Origin of the sequence: Rhizobium sp. CRRU65 (assembly GCF_048551595.1) — a bacterium.
Classification (GTDB): domain Bacteria; phylum Pseudomonadota; class Alphaproteobacteria; order Rhizobiales; family Rhizobiaceae; genus Rhizobium; species Rhizobium leguminosarum_J.
On sequence record NZ_JBLYZH010000015.1, the window covers coordinates 1 to 18031 of the forward strand.

Annotated in this window: 15 protein-coding genes; 10 read left to right on the top strand and 5 right to left on the bottom strand. The window is 62.0% G+C overall.

Annotated features, from left to right (window positions below; all coding sequences use genetic code 11):
* Positions 1-191: 191 nt before the first annotated feature.
* Together ACM5SV_RS25980 and ACM5SV_RS25985 are read right to left on the bottom strand one after the other, a co-directional pair.
* The gene (locus ACM5SV_RS25980; protein ID WP_026157368.1) at positions 192-1118 is read right to left on the bottom strand and encodes a pseudouridine-5'-phosphate glycosidase; all 927 of its coding nucleotides are present in this window, start codon (positions 1116-1118) and stop codon (positions 192-194) included.
* A gap of 88 nt (positions 1119-1206) precedes the next feature.
* Positions 1207-2151, bottom strand: coding sequence for a carbohydrate kinase family protein (locus ACM5SV_RS25985; protein WP_222017244.1), 945 nt, complete (start codon positions 2149-2151; stop codon positions 1207-1209).
* Between the two features lie 229 nt (positions 2152-2380).
* On the opposite strand from ACM5SV_RS25985, the gene recA reads away from it, so the two are divergent.
* From recA to ACM5SV_RS26000, 3 genes are all read left to right on the top strand, one after another.
* The gene (gene recA, locus ACM5SV_RS25990) at positions 2381-3475 is read left to right on the top strand and encodes a recombinase RecA (protein ID WP_113545002.1); all 1095 of its coding nucleotides are present in this window, start codon (positions 2381-2383) and stop codon (positions 3473-3475) included.
* Between the two features lie 154 nt (positions 3476-3629).
* Positions 3630-6284, top strand: a complete 2655-nt coding sequence (alaS, locus tag ACM5SV_RS25995) for an alanine--tRNA ligase (protein WP_419425446.1) — start codon at positions 3630-3632, stop codon at positions 6282-6284.
* Between the two features lie 149 nt (positions 6285-6433).
* On the top strand, positions 6434-7285 hold the full coding sequence (locus tag ACM5SV_RS26000; protein WP_221974233.1) for an AraC family transcriptional regulator: 852 nt from the start codon (positions 6434-6436) through the stop codon (positions 7283-7285).
* Between the two features lie 46 nt (positions 7286-7331).
* On the opposite strand, the gene ACM5SV_RS26005 is transcribed toward ACM5SV_RS26000, so the two are convergent.
* The 3 genes from ACM5SV_RS26005 to ACM5SV_RS26015 form a co-directional block, all read right to left on the bottom strand.
* On the bottom strand, positions 7332-7958 hold the full coding sequence (locus ACM5SV_RS26005) for a glutathione S-transferase family protein (protein WP_012757655.1): 627 nt from the start codon (positions 7956-7958) through the stop codon (positions 7332-7334).
* An 87-nt stretch (positions 7959-8045) separates the two neighbouring features.
* Entirely contained in the window at positions 8046-8492 is a 447-nt protein-coding gene (locus tag ACM5SV_RS26010) for a GNAT family N-acetyltransferase (RefSeq protein WP_012757654.1), read from the bottom strand.
* A gap of 70 nt (positions 8493-8562) precedes the next feature.
* Positions 8563-9774: an NADP-dependent isocitrate dehydrogenase gene (locus ACM5SV_RS26015; RefSeq protein WP_012757653.1), complete on the bottom strand. Its 1212-nt coding sequence runs from the start codon at positions 9772-9774 to the stop codon at positions 8563-8565.
* 186 nt (positions 9775-9960) lie between these two features.
* On the opposite strand from ACM5SV_RS26015, the gene ACM5SV_RS26020 reads away from it, so the two are divergent.
* The 7 genes from ACM5SV_RS26020 (at position 9961) to rpsD (ending at position 17977) form a co-directional block, all read left to right on the top strand.
* Positions 9961-10488 carry a hypothetical protein gene (locus tag ACM5SV_RS26020; protein WP_221970125.1) on the top strand — a complete coding sequence of 176 codons (528 nt, stop codon included), beginning with the start codon at positions 9961-9963 and terminating at the stop codon, positions 10486-10488.
* A gap of 97 nt (positions 10489-10585) precedes the next feature.
* Complete coding sequence (locus ACM5SV_RS26025; protein WP_222017239.1) at positions 10586-12625, top strand: FUSC family protein; 2040 nt, start codon at positions 10586-10588, stop codon at positions 12623-12625.
* A 4-nt stretch (positions 12626-12629) separates the two neighbouring features.
* Positions 12630-13460 carry an RNA methyltransferase gene (locus ACM5SV_RS26030; RefSeq protein ID WP_222017237.1) on the top strand — a complete coding sequence of 277 codons (831 nt, stop codon included), beginning with the start codon at positions 12630-12632 and terminating at the stop codon, positions 13458-13460.
* Positions 13441-14244 carry a glutamate racemase gene (gene murI / locus ACM5SV_RS26035; RefSeq protein WP_222017235.1) on the top strand — a complete coding sequence of 268 codons (804 nt, stop codon included), beginning with the start codon at positions 13441-13443 and terminating at the stop codon, positions 14242-14244. The genes ACM5SV_RS26030 and murI overlap by 20 nt, the downstream gene beginning before the upstream one ends.
* 24 nt (positions 14245-14268) lie before the next feature.
* Positions 14269-15516, top strand: a complete 1248-nt coding sequence (locus ACM5SV_RS26040; protein ID WP_222017234.1) for an MFS transporter — start codon at positions 14269-14271, stop codon at positions 15514-15516.
* Positions 15517-15623: 107 nt separating this feature from the next.
* Positions 15624-17135: an ATP-binding protein gene (locus ACM5SV_RS26045; protein ID WP_222017232.1), complete on the top strand. Its 1512-nt coding sequence runs from the start codon at positions 15624-15626 to the stop codon at positions 17133-17135.
* A gap of 224 nt (positions 17136-17359) precedes the next feature.
* The gene (gene rpsD, locus ACM5SV_RS26050; RefSeq protein ID WP_003540107.1) at positions 17360-17977 is read left to right on the top strand and encodes a 30S ribosomal protein S4; all 618 of its coding nucleotides are present in this window, start codon (positions 17360-17362) and stop codon (positions 17975-17977) included.
* Positions 17978-18031 lie beyond the last annotated feature (54 nt).

Sequence of the window (18031 nt, forward strand, 5' to 3'; positions counted from 1 at the left end):
GCTTGTCCGCCCCAGCGCCCTGCAACCCCGACCAGCCGGCGCAGGGGCGGACACTGGTCTACAAGGGGGAGAACTGTAACCCATCTATCCGGTTCAATCTGTTACCCATCTATCGGCTGGACACAGGGCAGAGGGGGGCTGGAACGGCACCACCTATCTGGAAAGGCGATTCCTGCCGGCCCCGTCAATCCTCATTGACCCAGCGCCACCGCAATCTCAGCGGCAAGCCGCGCGTTGTTCTCGACGAGCGCGATGTTGGTCTTGAGGCTCTGGCCATCCGTCAGGTCGAAGATGGTCGACAGAAGATAGGGTGTGACCGCCTTGCCGGTGACTTCGTCGCGCTCGGCGCTGTCGAGCGCCCGCTCGATATAGATTTCCATTTCCTCGCGCGCGATTTCGTCGGCCTCAGGCACGGGGTTGGCGACGAGCATGCCGCCGTCGACGCCGAGTTGTTCGCGCACCGTCTGGAAGTTGGCGATGGCGGCCGGGCTGTTCAGCGACAGCGGGCTGCGGATGCCCGAGGAGCGCGACCAGAAGGCGGGGAATTCCTCGCTCTCATAAGTGACGACAGGCACGCCGCGGGTTTCCAGCACTTCCAGCGTCTTCGGAATGTCGAGGATCGCCTTGGCGCCGGCGCAGACGACGATGACGCCGGTGCGCGCGAGTTCCTCGAGATCGGCTGATATATCGAAGCTTTCCTCGGCGCCGCGATGCACACCGCCGATGCCGCCTGTGGCAAAGACGCGGATGCCGGCGCGCGCCGCCGCGATCATCGTCGCCGCAACCGTGGTGGCGCCGGTGCGGCGCTCGGCGATGGCGAAGGCGAGATCGGCGCGCGACACCTTCATGACTTCAGTGGCCTTGGCCAACTGTTCCAGCTCCGCGGCTTCAAGGCCGATATGCAGCGTGCCGTGAATGACGGCGATCGTTGCCGGCACCGCACCCTGTTCGCGGATGATCGCCTCGACGCTGCGGGCCATCTCGATATTACCGGGATAAGGCATGCCGTGGGTGATGATCGTGGATTCCAGCGCCACCAGCGGCGCGCCGCGCTGCTTGGCGCTGGCGACTTCCTTCGAATAGGCGATCGGCAGAAGAGGGGAGATGGGCTTGGTCATGGTCTTGTCCTGTGATCGACAGAGCATGATGCCGAAAAGGGTGAGCGGTTTTCGGTCGACATCATGCTCAACTATTTAATTCGCCGCTTCAATGCAGAATTCTGACCTTGGGGACAAGGGCAAGCGCCTCATTCAGGAGATCGGGCGTCAGATTTTCGTTGACGGCGTGCCGCGACTGCACGGTCAGTATGGCGGCCGCAGTGCCGTGGCGGACGGCTTCTTCGAGCGGCAGGCCTGATATCAATGCGGCGAGCGTGCCGGCTGCAAGGGAATCGCCGGCACCCGTGACATCGGCGACGATGTCGGCAATCGGCGGCTGTAGCGTCACGGCGCGGCCGCCGCAAAGCGCGACGAGCTCGCGCCGGCCGCGGGTGACCACGGCGTTCCTGATGCCGATCTCGTTCAGCAACGGCGGCCAGCCTGCAGCCCCTTCCGGCCGCTCACCGGCAAGGGCGGCAGCTTCTGCCTCATTCAGGAACAGGTAGTCGATATCCCCGATGCAGGGTTTCAGCCTGACGACCTTGGCCGGCGAGATGGCGATTGCCGCGACGGGCTTGCCTAGCGAGTGCGCCTTCGCGACGATCGCCGCGATCGTCTCTTCCGGCAGGTTGGCGTCAAAAAGGATGAAGTCATGGGCGGCGAAGGCCTCCCGCACCCAGCGGATGGAGAGACGCCGTGGCACGAAGAAGCGGTAAAGATCCATGTCGGCAAGGGCGATCACCAGATTGCCGTCCTTCTCGATGATTGCCGTATAGCTCGGCGTCTTGCGGTCGAGGAAGACGAAGGGCCGGTCGTCGATGCCGGCGAAATCGGCAGCTTCTCCGACCGTCTCGCCCATCGGATCGCCGCCGCGCGGCGAGATCATCGTCACCTGAAAACCGAGCCTTGCCAGGTTGCGCGCCGCATTGAAGCCACCGCCGCCCGGCTCCTCGAACCAGGTGCCGGGATTGCTGGCGCCAGGCGCCGTCTCGCCGGAGATACGGCCGCGCCGATCGATATGGGCGCCGCCGAGAACAAGAATCTTTTTCTTCATCCGAGCCGCTCTCCCGATGCCCGAAAGGCGAATCGATGCGATGCGCCTTGTGCCGCTCGTGCCAGCACTTCAAACCTAAGTCGTTGCTTTTCATCGATAAAACAAATACAGAACACGGGTCGTTTTACCTTTTTCTTTCAATTATTTGATCGCCTATTGCGAAAATGGAACAAATAGGGTACAAACTCGACATTGCTAGAGCGGCTTCAATAACCTAAAGGTGGATCGGATGTCTCAGAATTCATTGCGGCTGGTAGAGGACAAATCGGTGGACAAAAGCAAGGCGCTTGAAGCGGCACTCTCACAGATAGAGCGGTCGTTCGGCAAGGGCTCGATCATGAAACTCGGCTCCAACGAGAATGTTGTCGAGATCGAGACGATCTCGACCGGCTCGCTTGGCCTCGATATTGCACTCGGCGTTGGTGGCCTGCCGAGGGGCCGCATCATCGAAATCTACGGGCCGGAAAGCTCCGGTAAGACGACGCTTGCATTGCAGACGATTGCCGAAGCGCAGAAGAAGGGTGGCATCTGCGCCTTCGTCGATGCCGAACATGCGCTCGATCCCGTCTATGCCCGCAAGCTTGGCGTCGACCTGCAGAACCTTTTGATCTCGCAGCCCGATACCGGCGAGCAGGCGCTCGAAATCACCGATACGCTGGTGCGCTCCGGCGCCGTCGACGTTCTCGTCGTCGACTCGGTCGCTGCCCTGACGCCGCGTGCCGAAATCGAAGGCGAGATGGGCGACAGCCTTCCCGGCCTGCAGGCACGACTGATGAGCCAGGCGCTGCGCAAGCTCACCGCTTCGATCTCGAAGTCGAACACCATGGTGATCTTCATCAACCAGATCCGCATGAAGATCGGCGTCATGTTCGGCTCGCCGGAAACGACGACGGGCGGCAATGCGCTGAAATTCTACGCCTCCGTACGCCTCGACATCCGCCGCATCGGCGCGGTCAAGGAGCGCGAAGAGGTGATCGGCAACCAGACCCGCGTCAAGGTCGTCAAGAACAAGATGGCGCCGCCCTTCAAGCAGGTCGAGTTCGACATCATGTATGGTGAGGGTGTTTCCAAGACCGGCGAACTGGTCGATCTCGGCGTCAAGGCCGGTATCGTCGAAAAGTCGGGCGCCTGGTTCTCCTATAACAGCCAGCGCCTCGGCCAGGGCCGCGAAAACGCCAAGACCTTCCTGCGCGATAATCCGGACCTCGCCCGCGAGATCGAACTGTCGCTGCGCCAGAATGCCGGCCTGATCGCCGACCGCTTCCTGCAGAATGGCGGACCGGAGCCCGATGACGGCGATGGCGATGCCTCCGCGGAAATGTAATTTTCGCGCTTAAACTCATCGGACAGTTCCAACCGGCCGCATTCCTGATGAGAATTCGGTCGGTTTTGTTTGTCTGCTGGACAGTGGCGGGGGCGAACGTTAAAAGCCGATGGATTTGTATTTACCTGCCTCCGGCAGCATTGAAGGGCATAGCATGAGCGGCGTGAACGATATCCGGTCGACCTTCCTCGACTATTTCAAGAAGAACGGCCATGAGATCGTTCCGTCGAGCCCGCTCGTGCCGCGCAACGACCCGACGCTGATGTTCACCAATGCCGGCATGGTGCAGTTCAAGAACGTCTTCACCGGCCTCGAAAAGCGTCCCTATTCGACGGCGACGACTTCGCAGAAATGCGTGCGAGCCGGCGGCAAGCACAACGATCTCGACAATGTCGGCTATACTGCACGCCACCTGACCTTCTTCGAGATGCTCGGCAACTTCTCCTTCGGCGACTATTTCAAGGAGAATGCGATCGAGCTTGCCTGGAAGCTCGTCACCGAGGGCTTCGACCTTCCGAAGAACCGCCTGCTGGTGACCGTCTATTCCGAGGACGAAGAAGCTGCGACGCTGTGGAAGAAGATCGCTGGCTTTTCCGACGATAAGATCATCCGCATTCCAACCTCCGACAATTTCTGGCAGATGGGCGATACCGGCCCCTGCGGCCCGTGCTCGGAAATCTTCATCGATCAGGGTGAGAATGTTTGGGGCGGTCCTCCGGGCTCCCCGGAGGAAGATGGCGACCGGTTCCTGGAATTCTGGAACCTAGTCTTCATGCAGTTCGAGCAGACCGCACCCGGCGAGCGTTCGCCGCTCCCGCGCCCATCGATCGATACCGGCATGGGCCTGGAGCGCATGGCCGCCGTTCTGCAGGGCGTTCAGAGCGTATTTGACACCGATCTCTTCCGCACGCTGATCGGCACCATCGAGGACACGATGGGCGTCAAGGCGGAAGGCAGCGCCAGCCACCGCGTCATTGCGGACCATCTGCGCTCCTCAGCCTTCCTGATCGCCGACGGCGTGCTTCCGTCGAATGAGGGCCGCGGTTATGTGCTGCGCCGCATCATGCGCCGCGCCATGCGCCATGCACAACTGCTCGGCGCCAAGGAACCGCTGGTCTACAAGCTGCTGCCGACGCTGGTGCAGCAGATGGGCCGCGCCTATCCGGAACTGGTGCGCGCCGAGGCGCTGATCTCGGAAACGCTGAAGCTGGAGGAAAACCGTTTCCGCAAGACGCTGGAACGCGGCCTGTCGCTTCTGTCAGACGCGACGACGAATCTTTCCAAGGGCGATATGCTGGATGGTGAGACCGCCTTCAAGCTCTACGACACCTACGGCTTCCCGCTCGATCTGACGCAGGATGCACTGCGTGCCCGTGAGATCGGCGTCGACATCTCCGGTTTCACCGATGCGATGCAGCGCCAGAAGGCCGAAGCCCGCTCGCACTGGGCCGGTTCCGGCGAGAAGGCGACGGAAACCATATGGTTCGAGCTCAAGGAAAAACACGGTGCGTCCGAATTCCTCGGCTACGACACCGAAACGGCTGAAGGCGTCGTGCAGGCGATCGTCAAAGAGGGCGCGGTTTCGACCGCGGCCAAGGCCGGCGACAAGGTGCAGATCGTCGTCAGCCAGACGCCATTCTACGGCGAATCCGGTGGCCAGATGGGCGATACCGGCGTAATCTCGTCCGACCACGGCAAGATCGAGATTTCAGATACGCAGAAGAGGGGCGAAGGCCTGTTCGTGCATCAGGGTACTGTCATCGACGGCGTGTTCAAGGATGGCGATGCAGTCGTGCTGACGGTCGATCATGCTCGCCGTTCGCGGCTGCGCGCCAATCACTCAGCGACCCACCTGCTACACGAGGCTTTGCGCGAAGTGCTCGGCACCCATGTGGCGCAGAAGGGTTCGCTGGTTGCGCCCGAGCGCCTGCGTTTCGACGTTTCGCATCCGAAGCCGATGTCGGCCGAGGAGCTGAAGATCGTCGAGGACATGGCAAACGAGATCGTGCTGCAGAATTCGCCGGTTACAACTAGGCTGATGAGCGTCGACGATGCGATCGCCGAAGGCGCGATGGCGCTGTTCGGCGAAAAATATGGCGATGAAGTCCGGGTCGTGGCGATGGGTGAGGGTGTGCGCGGCGCCAAGGCCGGCAAGGCCTATTCGATCGAACTCTGCGGCGGCACGCATGTCGGGGCCACAGGCCAGATCGGCCTGATCCGTGTTCTCGGTGAAAGTGCCGTCGGCGCCGGCGTTCGCCGCATCGAGGCCGTCACCGGCGAATCGGCGCGCGAATATCTGGCCGAACAGGACGAACGCGTGAAGACACTGGCCGCCTCGCTGAAGGTGCAGCCGGGCGAAGTGCTGTCACGTGTTGAAGCGCTGATGGACGAGCGCCGCAAGCTCGAAAAGGAATTGGCTGACGCCAAGCGCAAACTCGCCATGGGCGGCGGGCAGGGCGGCTCGGTCGATGCCGTGCGCGAAGTTGCTGGCGTCAAGTTCCTCGGCAAGGCGATTTCGGGTGTCGATCCCAAGGATTTGAAGGGACTGGCCGATGACGGCAAGACCAGCATCGGCTCGGGCGTCGTTGCCCTCGTCGGCGTTTCCGACGACGGCAAGGCAAGTGCTGTTGTGGCGGTGACACCGGATCTGGTGCAACGCTACAGCGCCGTCGATCTCGTCCGCATCGCCTCTGCCGCCCTCGGCGGCAAGGGCGGCGGCGGCCGCCCCGACATGGCCCAGGCCGGCGGTCCCGATGGGTCGAAGGCCGACGAGGCGATCGAGGCTGTTGCCGTAGCACTCGCCGGCTGATTAGCCGGCTAATCAATGCGTTTCGAAAAGGCGGAGGCTTGGCTTCCGCCTTTCTCATTTCATCGGCTCACTGCCGAGGGCAAGTCAGCAGGATTTGTCAAATCGGGATATGGTTCTCTCAAGCCGATCGATTTGCACGAGGTTCCGAGATGAATGGCGAAACGGCATGGGCACTTTATGAAAACCGTCTGAGACGGGTTTCGGCCTATATTCACGACCACCTCGACGAGGAGCTGGATATGGAACGCCTTGCCGAAATCGCCTGCATGTCGAGCTATCACTGGCACAGGATCTACCGGGTGATTTACGGCGAGACGCTGGCGGCCACCGTCAAGCGGCTCAGGCTGCATCACGCGGCTGGCGAGATCGTCCGCACGGAACTTGCCGTCAGTGAAATTGCGAAGCGATCAGGCTATCCCAATCTCCAATCCTTCAATCGTATCTTCAAGTCGGTCTACGGCATGCCGCCGGCGCGCTACCGGAAAGAGGGAAGCCATACAGCCTTTGAACCCTCACCCAACGGAAAGACCAAAGCAATGTTAGACGTTACCATACGCGAGATCGGACCGATCGAGCTGATCGGCGTTGCCCATACCGGTTCCTACATGCATATCGACAAGGCCTTCGAGACGCTGTTCGGCACGCTTTATGCTCGCGGCCTCGCGAGGCCCGACATGCGGATGATCGGCGTCTATCTCGACGATCCCGACATCGTGCCTGAAGAAAAGCTGCGGTCGATCGCCTGCGTCACCGGCGCTTCCGACGTGCCGGTCGAGGCGCCGTTCGAGCGGCGCACCATCGACGGCGGCGATTATGCGGTGCTGCGCCACAAGGGTCCCTATGCTAATATGCCGAAGTCCTATCAGTGGCTCTTTGCCGAATGGCTGCCGAAATCCGGCCGGCAGTTGAAGGACAGGGTGATGTTCGAGGAATACCTCAACAACCCGCGCGAGGTGTCGCCGACCGAGCTTCTGACGGATATTCATATGCCGCTCGTCTGAGGTCGCTATTTTGGGGGGGCGGCGGATCTGCCGCGTCCCCGAGCTCTCAAGCGGCCTGCATGGTCTTGATGGCTTCGTCATCGAGGGCGTTCGCCCGCTTGTAGGCCTCGCGCTCGTTGATGCGGCCGAAATAGTCGATGAAGGCTTGGCGCTTCTCGATGGAGCCGAAGCCGAGGCCCCAGGCGATATGGGAGCCGACATAGACGTCGGCGGCGGTGAAGCGCTCGCCGGTGACGTAGGTCGAACCGGAGACGGCTTTCTCGAGTGTGTTCATCACGTCGCCGAAGCCGCCGCAGCCGGCCATGCGCAGGCGTTCCTGCGGAATTTCGAAGCCGAGAGCCTTCATGGTCACCGCCGATTCGAGCGGACCGGCGGCAAAGAACATCCAGCGGTAGTAATCCGCGCGCTCTTCCGGCCTCGGCGCCAGCGCCTTGTCGGGAAAGGTTTCGGCGAGATAGGCGCAGATCGCCGCGCATTCGGTAACGACGGTATCGCCGTGGCGGATCGCCGGCACTTTGCCCATCGGATTGACGGAGAGATATTCCGGCGCCTTCATCGTCTCGCCGAAGGTCAGGTATTCGGTGCGGTAGGGCTGGCCGATCTCTTCCAGCATCCAGCGCGCGATGCGGCCGCGCGACATCGGGTTGGTATAGAATACCAGTTCTTCGGTCATGAGATCCTCCTGTTGTTCCTATGTTTGCGGAACCACCCCTTCTAGAATCAACACTTATCAACCCTTGATGTCAAATTTCGGCAGCAGTCAGAGCGCCTTGCGATACTGGATGAAGCCGGAGCGCTCGGCGATGCTGTCATAGAGCCGGCGCGCCGTCGCGTTGGCCTCGTGCGTCATCCAATAGAGCCTGCCTGCGCCGTTTCCGCGCGCGAGATCTGCGACGGCGTCGATGAGTGCAGCACCGGTGCCGAGCCCGCGCTGGCTGCTCTCGACATAAAGATCCTGCAGATAGCAGGTCCATTGCGGCAGCCAGCAGGAACGGTGAAAGATGGCATGGACGATGCCGACGAGGCGGCCGTCTTCGTCGAAGGCGCCGAGCGCATGCATCGGTTCGTCAGGGTCGTGGAAGCGAGCCCAGGTGAGATCGGTGGTTTCAGGCGGGATGACCACTTCATAGAAGTGCTGATAGGCAGCCCATAAAGGTTCCCAGGCGGCACGGTCAGAGGCTTCGAGCGGGCGCACGGTTGCTGTCATCGGTTCATCCTCGCAAATGAAAACGGCGGGGAAAGCCCCGCCGTTTCAATGCTATACCGAAAAGACCGGCTTACGCCATGGCCTTCTGCAGGTTCTCGTCGATCTTGTCGAGGAAGGCGGTGGTCGACAGCCACGGCTGGTCGGGGCCGATCAGCAGCGCCAGGTCCTTGGTCATGAAGCCGGATTCGACGGTGTCGACGCAGACCTTTTCCAGCGTCGAGGAGAAGCGGGCGAGCTCGGCATTGTCGTCGAGCTTGGCGCGGTGCGCCAGGCCACGGGTCCAGGCGAAGATCGAGGCGATCGAGTTCGTCGAGGTTTCCTGGCCCTTCTGGTGCTGGCGATAGTGACGCGTCACCGTGCCGTGGGCGGCTTCGGCTTCGACCGTCTTGCCGTCGGGCGTCAAGAGAACCGAGGTCATCAGGCCGAGCGAGCCGAAGCCCTGGGCTACGGTGTCGGACTGGACGTCGCCGTCATAATTCTTGCAGGCCCAGACATAGCCGCCCGACCACTTCAGCGCCGAGGCGACCATGTCGTCGATCAGGCGGTGTTCGTAAGTGATGCCGGCTTCCTTGAACTGATCCTTGAATTCGGTCTGGTACACCTCTTCGAAGATGTCCTTGAAGCGACCGTCATAGGCCTTGAGGATGGTGTTCTTGGTCGACAGATAAACCGGCCACTTACGCATCAGGCCGTACATCATTGAGGCGCGGGCGAATTCGCGGATCGACTCGTCGAGATTGTACATGGCCATGGCAACGCCGGAGCCGGGGGCGTCGAAGACGTCCTTCTCGATAACCGTGCCGTCTTCACCGACGAACTTGATCGTCAGCTTGCCCTTGCCGGGGAAGCGGAAGTCGGTGGCACGGTACTGGTCGCCGAAGGCATGACGACCGACAACGATCGGCTTGGTCCAGCCGGGAACGAGGCGCGGCACGTTCTGGCAAATGATCGGCTCGCGGAAGATGACGCCGCCGAGAATGTTGCGGATCGTGCCGTTCGGGCTCTTCCACATCTGCTTGAGATTGAATTCCTTGACGCGGTCTTCATCCGGCGTGATCGTCGCGCACTTGATGCCGACGCCGTATTTCTTGATGGCGTTGGCGGCGTCGACGGTGACCTGGTCGTTGGTGGCGTCGCGGTTTTCGACCGAGAGGTCGAAATAGTCGATGTCGAGGTCAAGATACGGATGGATCAGCTTATCCTTGATGAGCTGCCAGATGATGCGCGTCATTTCATCGCCGTCGAGATCGGCGACGGGATTTGCGACCTTGATCTTGTTCATGTATCTGCCTCGTTCGAGCTTGAATGGGGACGGGGTCCCGGGTGGGTGATGTGATGAGGAGCGCTATAGCATTGTGAACCGGGAACGCAAAGCTGCAACGGGTTTCAGAATGCGTTTTTGCCGCCATTGCCAAGTGCTGGAATTTGGTTATTGTCCGCCACGATCTGCCGCCCCGGACATTCGACCATGAAGACAATCGCCGTTGTTATCGCATGTCTTATCGCCTTTTCCGGCACCGGCCATGCCGCCGATATCATCGCTCCCGTGAAGGAGATCATGGACGCGACCAAGAGCAATTGGGCCGACAATAACAGCGACTGGACCGACATCTTCGATGCGAGCCGGCTCGACCATCTCTACAGCCGCGATTTCGTCGCGAAATACCAGGCGGCGGCGCAATTTCCCGCCATCGACGACGACGGCATTTCGCCCTTCGACTACGACGTCATCGTCAACGGCCAGGATGCCTGCCCGCTGGAGGATCTGACGATGGCGGCAGCGCCTGTGGTCGACGGCGTGGCCGAGGTGACCGTGAGCTTCAAGAAATCCGCCTGCTCGGACGCTGCTGACGCCAAGGATTATACGACTGTTCATTTCCAAGTGGTCGAAGAGGGCGGCAAAACCGTCATCGACGATATCGTCACCGAAAATATCGAAACGCAGGCGCGCGATTCCCTGAAGGCAACGATGGCGCTGATTGCCAAGGGCCAATAGGCGCGCGACATTCGAGAGCATCTGGATTCGATCTCGGGTGGTTTGATTTCCGCTCTTGCGGCGGTATCTGTCGATCCCTGGGCAGCATGAGGGGCTCTTGCACTTGTTTTCCGGTTTTCAGTTCCGCGACTGGCTGCTTGCCAACGATCCGGCGCTATCGCGCCTGCGGATGGCCTCGCGGGTGACGCTGACGATCGCTTTCTCCTTTTTAGTCCTCCTCGCCATCCAGATGTTCATCCTGCCTTTGCCGACGGCGGCTTTCGGCCTTGGCATCGTGCTGTCGATCGAGGGCGGGGTGGCGGTTCGCGACAAGGGCAATGCGCGACAACTGGTGACGCGGCTCTTCGGTTGTGCCGCAAGCCTTGGCGTCGTCGCCATCGCGGCGGGCCTCGAAGATCACCGTTTTCTCTCCGATCTCGTCTTCCTGGTGGTAATCGCGCTCGCATCGGCGGGCCGCGTGTTCGGGCCGCGCGGTTTTGCGATCGGCATGTTCGCGTTCACCTCCTACTTCATGGGGTCTTATTTCCGGCCTTCCCTTGCCGAGCTGCCTGATGTGGCGATCGGCCCCGTCGTCTCGGTGCTCGTCGGCCATCTGGTGAGAGCCGTGCTACTGCCGGACGATTGGCGGCGCGACCTGCTGCGCTCGCTCGAAAGCGTGCGTGGCCGGATCAACCAGATCCTCTTCAAGCTCGCCGCCCTTGCCGGCGGCGGCGAGATCGGCGAAGCCGACCGGCAGGAGCTGCGCCAGCTGGAGGACCGGCTGAAGGAAGTGGTGCTGATGGCGGAGACCTTCATTCCACGGCCGCCCGGCGGGGTTTTCGATGCCTCCGCCGATCCCGCCGCAGAGCTGGCGATCCGGCTCTTCGATGCGCATCTTGCTGCCGAGAGCGCGATCGTGCTGAGCTTCCAGAGCCCGCCGCCCTTTGCGCTGGTGCATGCCGTGATCGAGGCGGATGCGGTTGAGCTTGGAAGATATGAGGAAATGGCCGAAACCATCAAGGACCAGCCGCAGGGCGAGACCGTGCGTGCGCTTCTATGGCTCGGTAAGGCCCGGCAGCAACTGACGCAGGCGATCGGCGAGGGGCAGGCGTCCGGTTTCTCCGGCATTGATGCCGCCATGGATACGGCGCAACCTCAGCCGATCGACTTTTCTTTCGCCAATCCCCTGCTGCGCTCGGCGCTGCAGATCACGCTCGCCTCGGCGCTTGCCATGGGCTTCGGCCTGCTTCTGTCGCGCGACCGCTGGTTCTGGGCGGTGCTTGCCGCCTTCCTCGTCTTCACCAACACCAATTCGCGCGGCGACACGGCGATGAAAGCGCTGTCGCGCTCGTTGGGCACGGTGTTCGGGATCGCCATCGGCCTCCTGCTGGCGACGCTGATTTCGGGTGAGCCTGTCATCGCCATTCCGGTCGCCGGCATCTGCATCTTCCTCGCTTTCTATTTCCTGCAGGTCTCCTACGCGACGATGACCTTTTTCATCTCGATCGTGCTCTGCCTGGTCTACGGCATGACCGGGGTGCTGACGCTCGATCTCCTGCAACTCCGCATCGGGGAGACCTTGATCGGCGCGGTGGCCGGAACGGCGGTCGCCTTCCTGGTCTTTCCCGCACGCACGCGTGGCGCGCTTGATGCCGCACTCGCCCGTTGGTTCCAGGCGCTGGACGAGTTGTTGAGCGCGATCGGCGAAGGCAAGAGCGGTTTTGCGCTGATCGCGCTGTCGCAGAAGATCGATGCCTGCTACCGCGACGTGACGGTGGCTGCCAAGCCGCTCGGCTCGTCCTGGTCGGTGGTGACACGGCCTGGCCAGATTCGCCAGACGCTGGCGATCTTCCTCTCCTGCACCTACTGGGCGCGCATCCTGGCGAAGAGCTACGCAGCATCGGCCGAGGCCGACGAGTTGAAGAGGCTGATCGCGTCGGATCTAGCGCTGATGAAGGATGCGGCCCCGCGTGGCTCGACCTGTTTCTTCATTGAGCGCAAGGCGTCGCGGACGACAGGGCGGCACCTGCCGCTGTCGCGCGAGGGCGCCAGACTCGGGCTCGAAATGATCGGTTCGGCACTAGAAAGGCTCTATCCGCAGGCTGATGTCTTGCCGTTTGCGCCGGGCGAGGTTATTGCGCGCTCGAAACAGGGATAGAACGATGGCAGGCACGAACAGCGAGCGTCAACTTCTGGCCGAAGGGCCGGCCATCATTCTGGTCGAGCCGCAGATGGGCGAGAATATCGGCATGGTGGCGCGTGCCATGGCGAATTTCGGCCTTGCTGAACTCCGCCTCGTCAATCCGCGCGACGGCTGGCCGAACGAGAAAGCCCTGGCGACCGCCTCCAAGGCCGATCACGTCATCGAGGCGACCAAGGTCTACGACACGCTGGAACAGGCGGTCGCCGATCTTAATTTCGTTTATGCGACGACGGCGCGCGAGCGCGACGGCTACAAACCGGTGCGTTCGCCGGTCATTGCCGCCGAGACGCTCCGGGCGAGGTTTCGTGCCGGCGAGGGCACCGGAATCCTCTTCGGGCGCGAGCGCTGGGGGCTGACCAACGAGGAGGTGGCGCTTGCGGACGAGATCGTCACTTTCCCCGTCAATCCGGCCTTTGCTTCGCTGAACATCGCCCAGGCGGTGCTGTTGATGTCCTATGAGTGGATGAAATCAGGCATGGAGGATCTCGGCGCGGTGCCCTTCCAGGCAATGGGGCAGACGCCCTCGACCAAGGACCAGCTGTTCGGCCTGTTCGACCAGCTGGAGGAGGCGCTCGATGCGCGTGGTTATTTCCACCCTGCCGGGAAAAAGCCAAAAATGGTCGACAATCTCCGTGCCGTACTCTCCCGCCGGGCCTTCACGGAGCAGGAAATCAGCGTGCTGCGCGGCGTCATCTCCTCCCTCGACCGCTTCTCGCGCAAGAGCCCGCGCGGCGGCCGGTTCCCGACAGCGGCCAAGGAAACACCGCCCGATGACATCGCCGACGCATGAGCTGAAACCCGTCCTCGTCTTCGATTCCGGCATCGGCGGGCTGACCGTGCTGCGCGAGGTGCGCGTGCTGATGCCGGAACGCGGCTTCATCTATGTGGCCGACGATGCCGGCTTTCCCTATGGCGGCTGGGAGGAACAGGCGCTGAAGGAGCGGGTGATCGGCCTTTTCGGCCGGCTGCTCGAGGAGCACGATCCCGAAGTCTGCATCATCGCCTGCAACACCGCCTTCACGCTTGTTGGTGCCGATCTCCGCGCCGCCTTTCCTCAGATGACCTTCGTCGGCACCGTGCCGGCGATCAAACCGGCGGCGGAGCGCACGCGCTCCGGCCTGGTCTCGGTGCTCGCGACGCCGGGCACGGTCAAGCGCGCCTATACGCGCGATCTCATCCAGTCCTTTGCGCAGCAATGTCATGTGCGGCTCGTCGGCTCGGAAAACTTGGCGCGCATGGCGGAGGCCTATATCCGGGGCGACGCGGTTTCCGATGAGGCGGTGCTGACCGAGATCGACCAATGTTTCGTCGAGAAGGAAGGCCGCAAGACCGATATCGTCGTGCTCGCCTGCACGCATTATCCCTTCATGGCCAATCTATTCCGCAGACTGGCGCCTTGGCCGGTGGACTGGCTGGATCCGGCAGAAGCCATTGCCCGGCGGGCGCGCACACTCATTCCGCAGATCGCCGATGCCGTTCACCCCGATAATTTCGACTTTGCCGTCTTTACATCCGGCAATCCCGATTTTGCGACGCGCCGACTGATGCAGGGTTTCGGTCTCAGCACGCGATAAGGCACTGCGCGCTTTATTTCACCGATGTCATCGCGCAACATCTCTGTGGGGAATCGCGGGCGGGTGTTTGCCGCTCAAGACATAAAGGGATGCGCCGTGCCGCTGCAAAGACTTGTCATGCTGATCTTCTTTCTGCAGCCGATAGCCTTTGGCGCCTGGTTGCCGCGCATTCCTGATATCCAGGCGAAGCTTGAACTCGGCACCGCCGATCTCGCCGTCGCACTTCTGGGATTGCCGATCGGCACGCTGATCACCCTGCCGTTTGCCGGCCGCCTCGTCTCGCGCATCGGCGGGCGCATGGCGATCATCTATGGTTTCATCTTCTTTCTTGCCGTGGTTTCGCTTCCAGCCTTCGCCCCCAGCGTCATGCTTCTATTCTTCGCCTTGATTGTCGTTGGGGTTGCGCTTTCGACGGTGGAACTCGGCATGAATGTCGAGGCCGATGTGACGGAGAAGGCGACGGGGCTGATCATCATGAGCCGCTGCCACGGCTTCTGGAGCTTCGGTATCATGGCCGGCAGCCTGATCGGCGTTGGTGCCATAGCCCTCGGGCTTTCGCCGCACTGGTCGATCCTGATCACGGCGATCGTTATCCTGCCGGCTGCGCTGATTGCCAGCCTGCGCTTGCCGAAATTGCCGGAAAGTCACCATGCGGAGAATTCGCAGGCAATGACCGGCTTCAAGTTACCCAGTCTTGCTCTGCTCGGGATCTGCGCCTTCGTCTTCGGCGTGACGATGACCGAAGGTGCGATCGCCGATTGGTCGGCGGTCTATCTCCGCGATGTCATGAATGCAGAAGGCGCGCAAACCGGCCTCGGTTATTCGGTTTTCGCTTTCATGGTTGCGGCGGGGCGCTTCAGCGGTGATTACATGAAAGGCCGTTTCGGCGCGGTTGCCATTGCCCGTGGCTGCGGCATCGCCTCGCTTGCCGGCATGCTCATCGTTCTCCTTGCACCGGCGACGCCGCTTGCGCTGCTCGGCTTTGCCGCAGTCGGTGTCGGCGTCTCGGTCGGGTTTCCGCTTGCGGTGACGGCCGTCGCTTCGCTGACTGACCGCCCGCCCGCTTCAAGCGTTGCGACGCTCTCCTTCGCAGCCCTGACCGGTTTTCTCATCGGGCCGCCGATCATCGGCTTTCTCGGCGAATTCCTGGGCTTGCGCGCGGGGCTTGCGGTCTTGCTGGTACCGCTTTTCGTCAGCCTGCTCTGCACACGTTTGCTGATTCCGACGCAGAAGGACATGGCGGGCGACCTCGTCGAACGCGAGGCAGTGTGAAACTCTTTTCCCAGGGCTGGCTTTCCTGTGGGTTCTTAAAGGTTTGACGACAACAGTGCCTGCGAATCTGCTAAAGACGGGCCGGGAATTTGTAAGGGGAATTGGACGTGCAGGTTGGCATCGATATGGGATTGGCGTCCGGCAGCCCGGCGACGCTCGATATCGAGGAGCTGCTGGCGACCCGTCTGCTCGTGCAGGGCAATTCCGGATCGGGCAAGTCACATTTGCTGCGCCGCCTGCTCGAGCAATCGGCGCAATGGGTGCAGCAGGTCATCATCGATCCCGAGGGTGATTTCGTCACGCTTAGCGACAGGTTCGGCCATGTCGTGGTCGACGGCGAGCGGACCGAGGCGGAGCTTGCCGGCATCGCCAACCGCATTCGCCAGCATCGCGTTTCCTGCGTGCTTACGCTCGAAGGTCTCGATCTCGAAGACCAGATGCGCGCTGCCGCCGCCTTCCTCAACGGCATGTTCGATGCCGATCGCGAATACTGGTATCCGGTTCTCGTCGTGGTCGACGAGGCGCAGATGTTTGCGCCGTCGGTCGGCGGTGATGTCTCGGAAGATGCGCGCAAGATGTCGCTCGGCGCGATGACCAACCTGATGTGCCGCGGGCGTAAACGCGGCCTTGCCGGCGTGATCGCGACGCAGCGGCTTGCCAAGCTCGCCAAGAACGTCGCGGCCGAGGCCTCGAACTTCCTGATGGGCCGCACCTTCCTCGATATCGACATGGCGCGCGCCGCCGACCTGCTCGGCATGGACCGGCGCCAGGCCGAGATGTTCCGCGATCTGAAGCGCGGCAATTTCGTCGCTCTCGGACCGGCGCTGTCGCGCCGCCCGCTGCCGATCCAGATCGGTGCGGTGGAGACCTCGGCGCGCTCCTCCAGCCCGAAGCTGATGCCGCTGCCGGATGCGCCGCAGGATGTCGAAGACCTGATCTTCACGCCCGATCCGGAGGAATTCCAGCGCCCGCTGGTGCGCCGCGCCCCGCCGACGCCGCGGCCGACGACCGATATTCTGGCCGAACTCTCGCGCTCGACGCCGGGGGCATCGGCCGTACCTGCGGAGACGAGGGCGAGCCAGGTGGAAGTCTCCGTCGAGGAGCGGGAAGAGCGCCTCGCCGGTGTGCTGGCGGAGATACTGGACGATCCGGCATCCGCCTTCCGCACCGATTCGGTGCTTTACCAGGACTTTCTGGTAAGGCTGCGCATGCGCCGGGTGCCGGGGCCGCCGATCGCGCTGCCGGATTTCCGCCGGCGCGTGGCAATCTCGCGTTCCGGCGTCGATGCGACAACGGCTGCAACCGATGCCTGGGCGACGGCGCTGTCGCTGTCTTCAGGTGTCACCGACGACCTGCAGGGCGTTTTCCTGATGCTCGCCAAGGCCGCTGTCTGCGGTGAGCCGTGTCCGTCGGACGCCCGCATCGCCCGCGCCTACGGCACCCATTCCGCCCGCCGTGCCCGCCGCCTGCTTGGCTATTTCGAGGAGCAGGGTATTATCGTCGTGCACTCCGATTTTTCCGGCAAGCGTATCGTCGCTTTCCCTGATATGGACTGCCAGACGGCGCCGGGCGACGCCAACGCACCCGACACGGGCGACCAACCGCTGGCGGCGGAATAGTGGCGCTTTCGGGGTTTGCTGCTGTTGACATTTTCATGACGGGCCTCTAAAGACCGCCGCAAGCACCGGGCAGCAATGCCCGGTGTTTCATTTGACATGTCCCGTGGATCGTTCCTGTTCGCTAACTGGAACATCCTGTCAGGTCTCGGAAGAGACCAGAGGAGGGCGTGTTTCCTTCGTGCGGTTTGGCAACAAACCGTCATAAACCTTTGAAAGGAAATACGATGAGCAAGCGCGAATCGTCCAAGTACAAAATTGACCGCCGTATGGGCGAAAACATCTGGGGCCGTCCGAAGTCCCCGGTGAACCGCCGCGAATACGGCCCGGGCCAGCACGGTCAGCGCCGCAAGGGCAAGCTTTCGGACTTCGGTGTGCAACTGCGCGCCAAGCAGAAGCTCAAGGGCTACTACGGTGACCTGCGCGAAAAGCAGTTCCGCGCGATCTTCGCCGAAGCCGACCGCCGCAAGGGCGATACGTCTGAAAACCTGATCGGCCTGCTGGAATCGCGCCTCGACGCGATCGTCTATCGCGCCAAGTTCGTTCCGACGGTCTTTGCTGCCCGCCAGTTCGTCAACCATGGCCACGTCTCGGTCAACGGTGTGCGCGTCAACATCGGTTCCTACCGCTGCAAGGCCGGCGACGTCATCGAAGTTCGCGAAAAGTCGAAGCAGCTGGTGATCGTTCTGGAAGCCGTCAGCCTCGCAGAGCGCGACGTTCCCGACTATATCGAAGTCGATCACAACAAGATGGTCGCAACCTTCGGCCGCGTCCCGACGCTCAGCGACGTTCCGTTCCCGGTCGTCATGGAACCGCATCTGGTCGTCGAATTCTATTCGCGTTAATGCATTCGTCTCGCAGTCGAAACCGATTGCGAGACAACAGCATGCGTCGATATA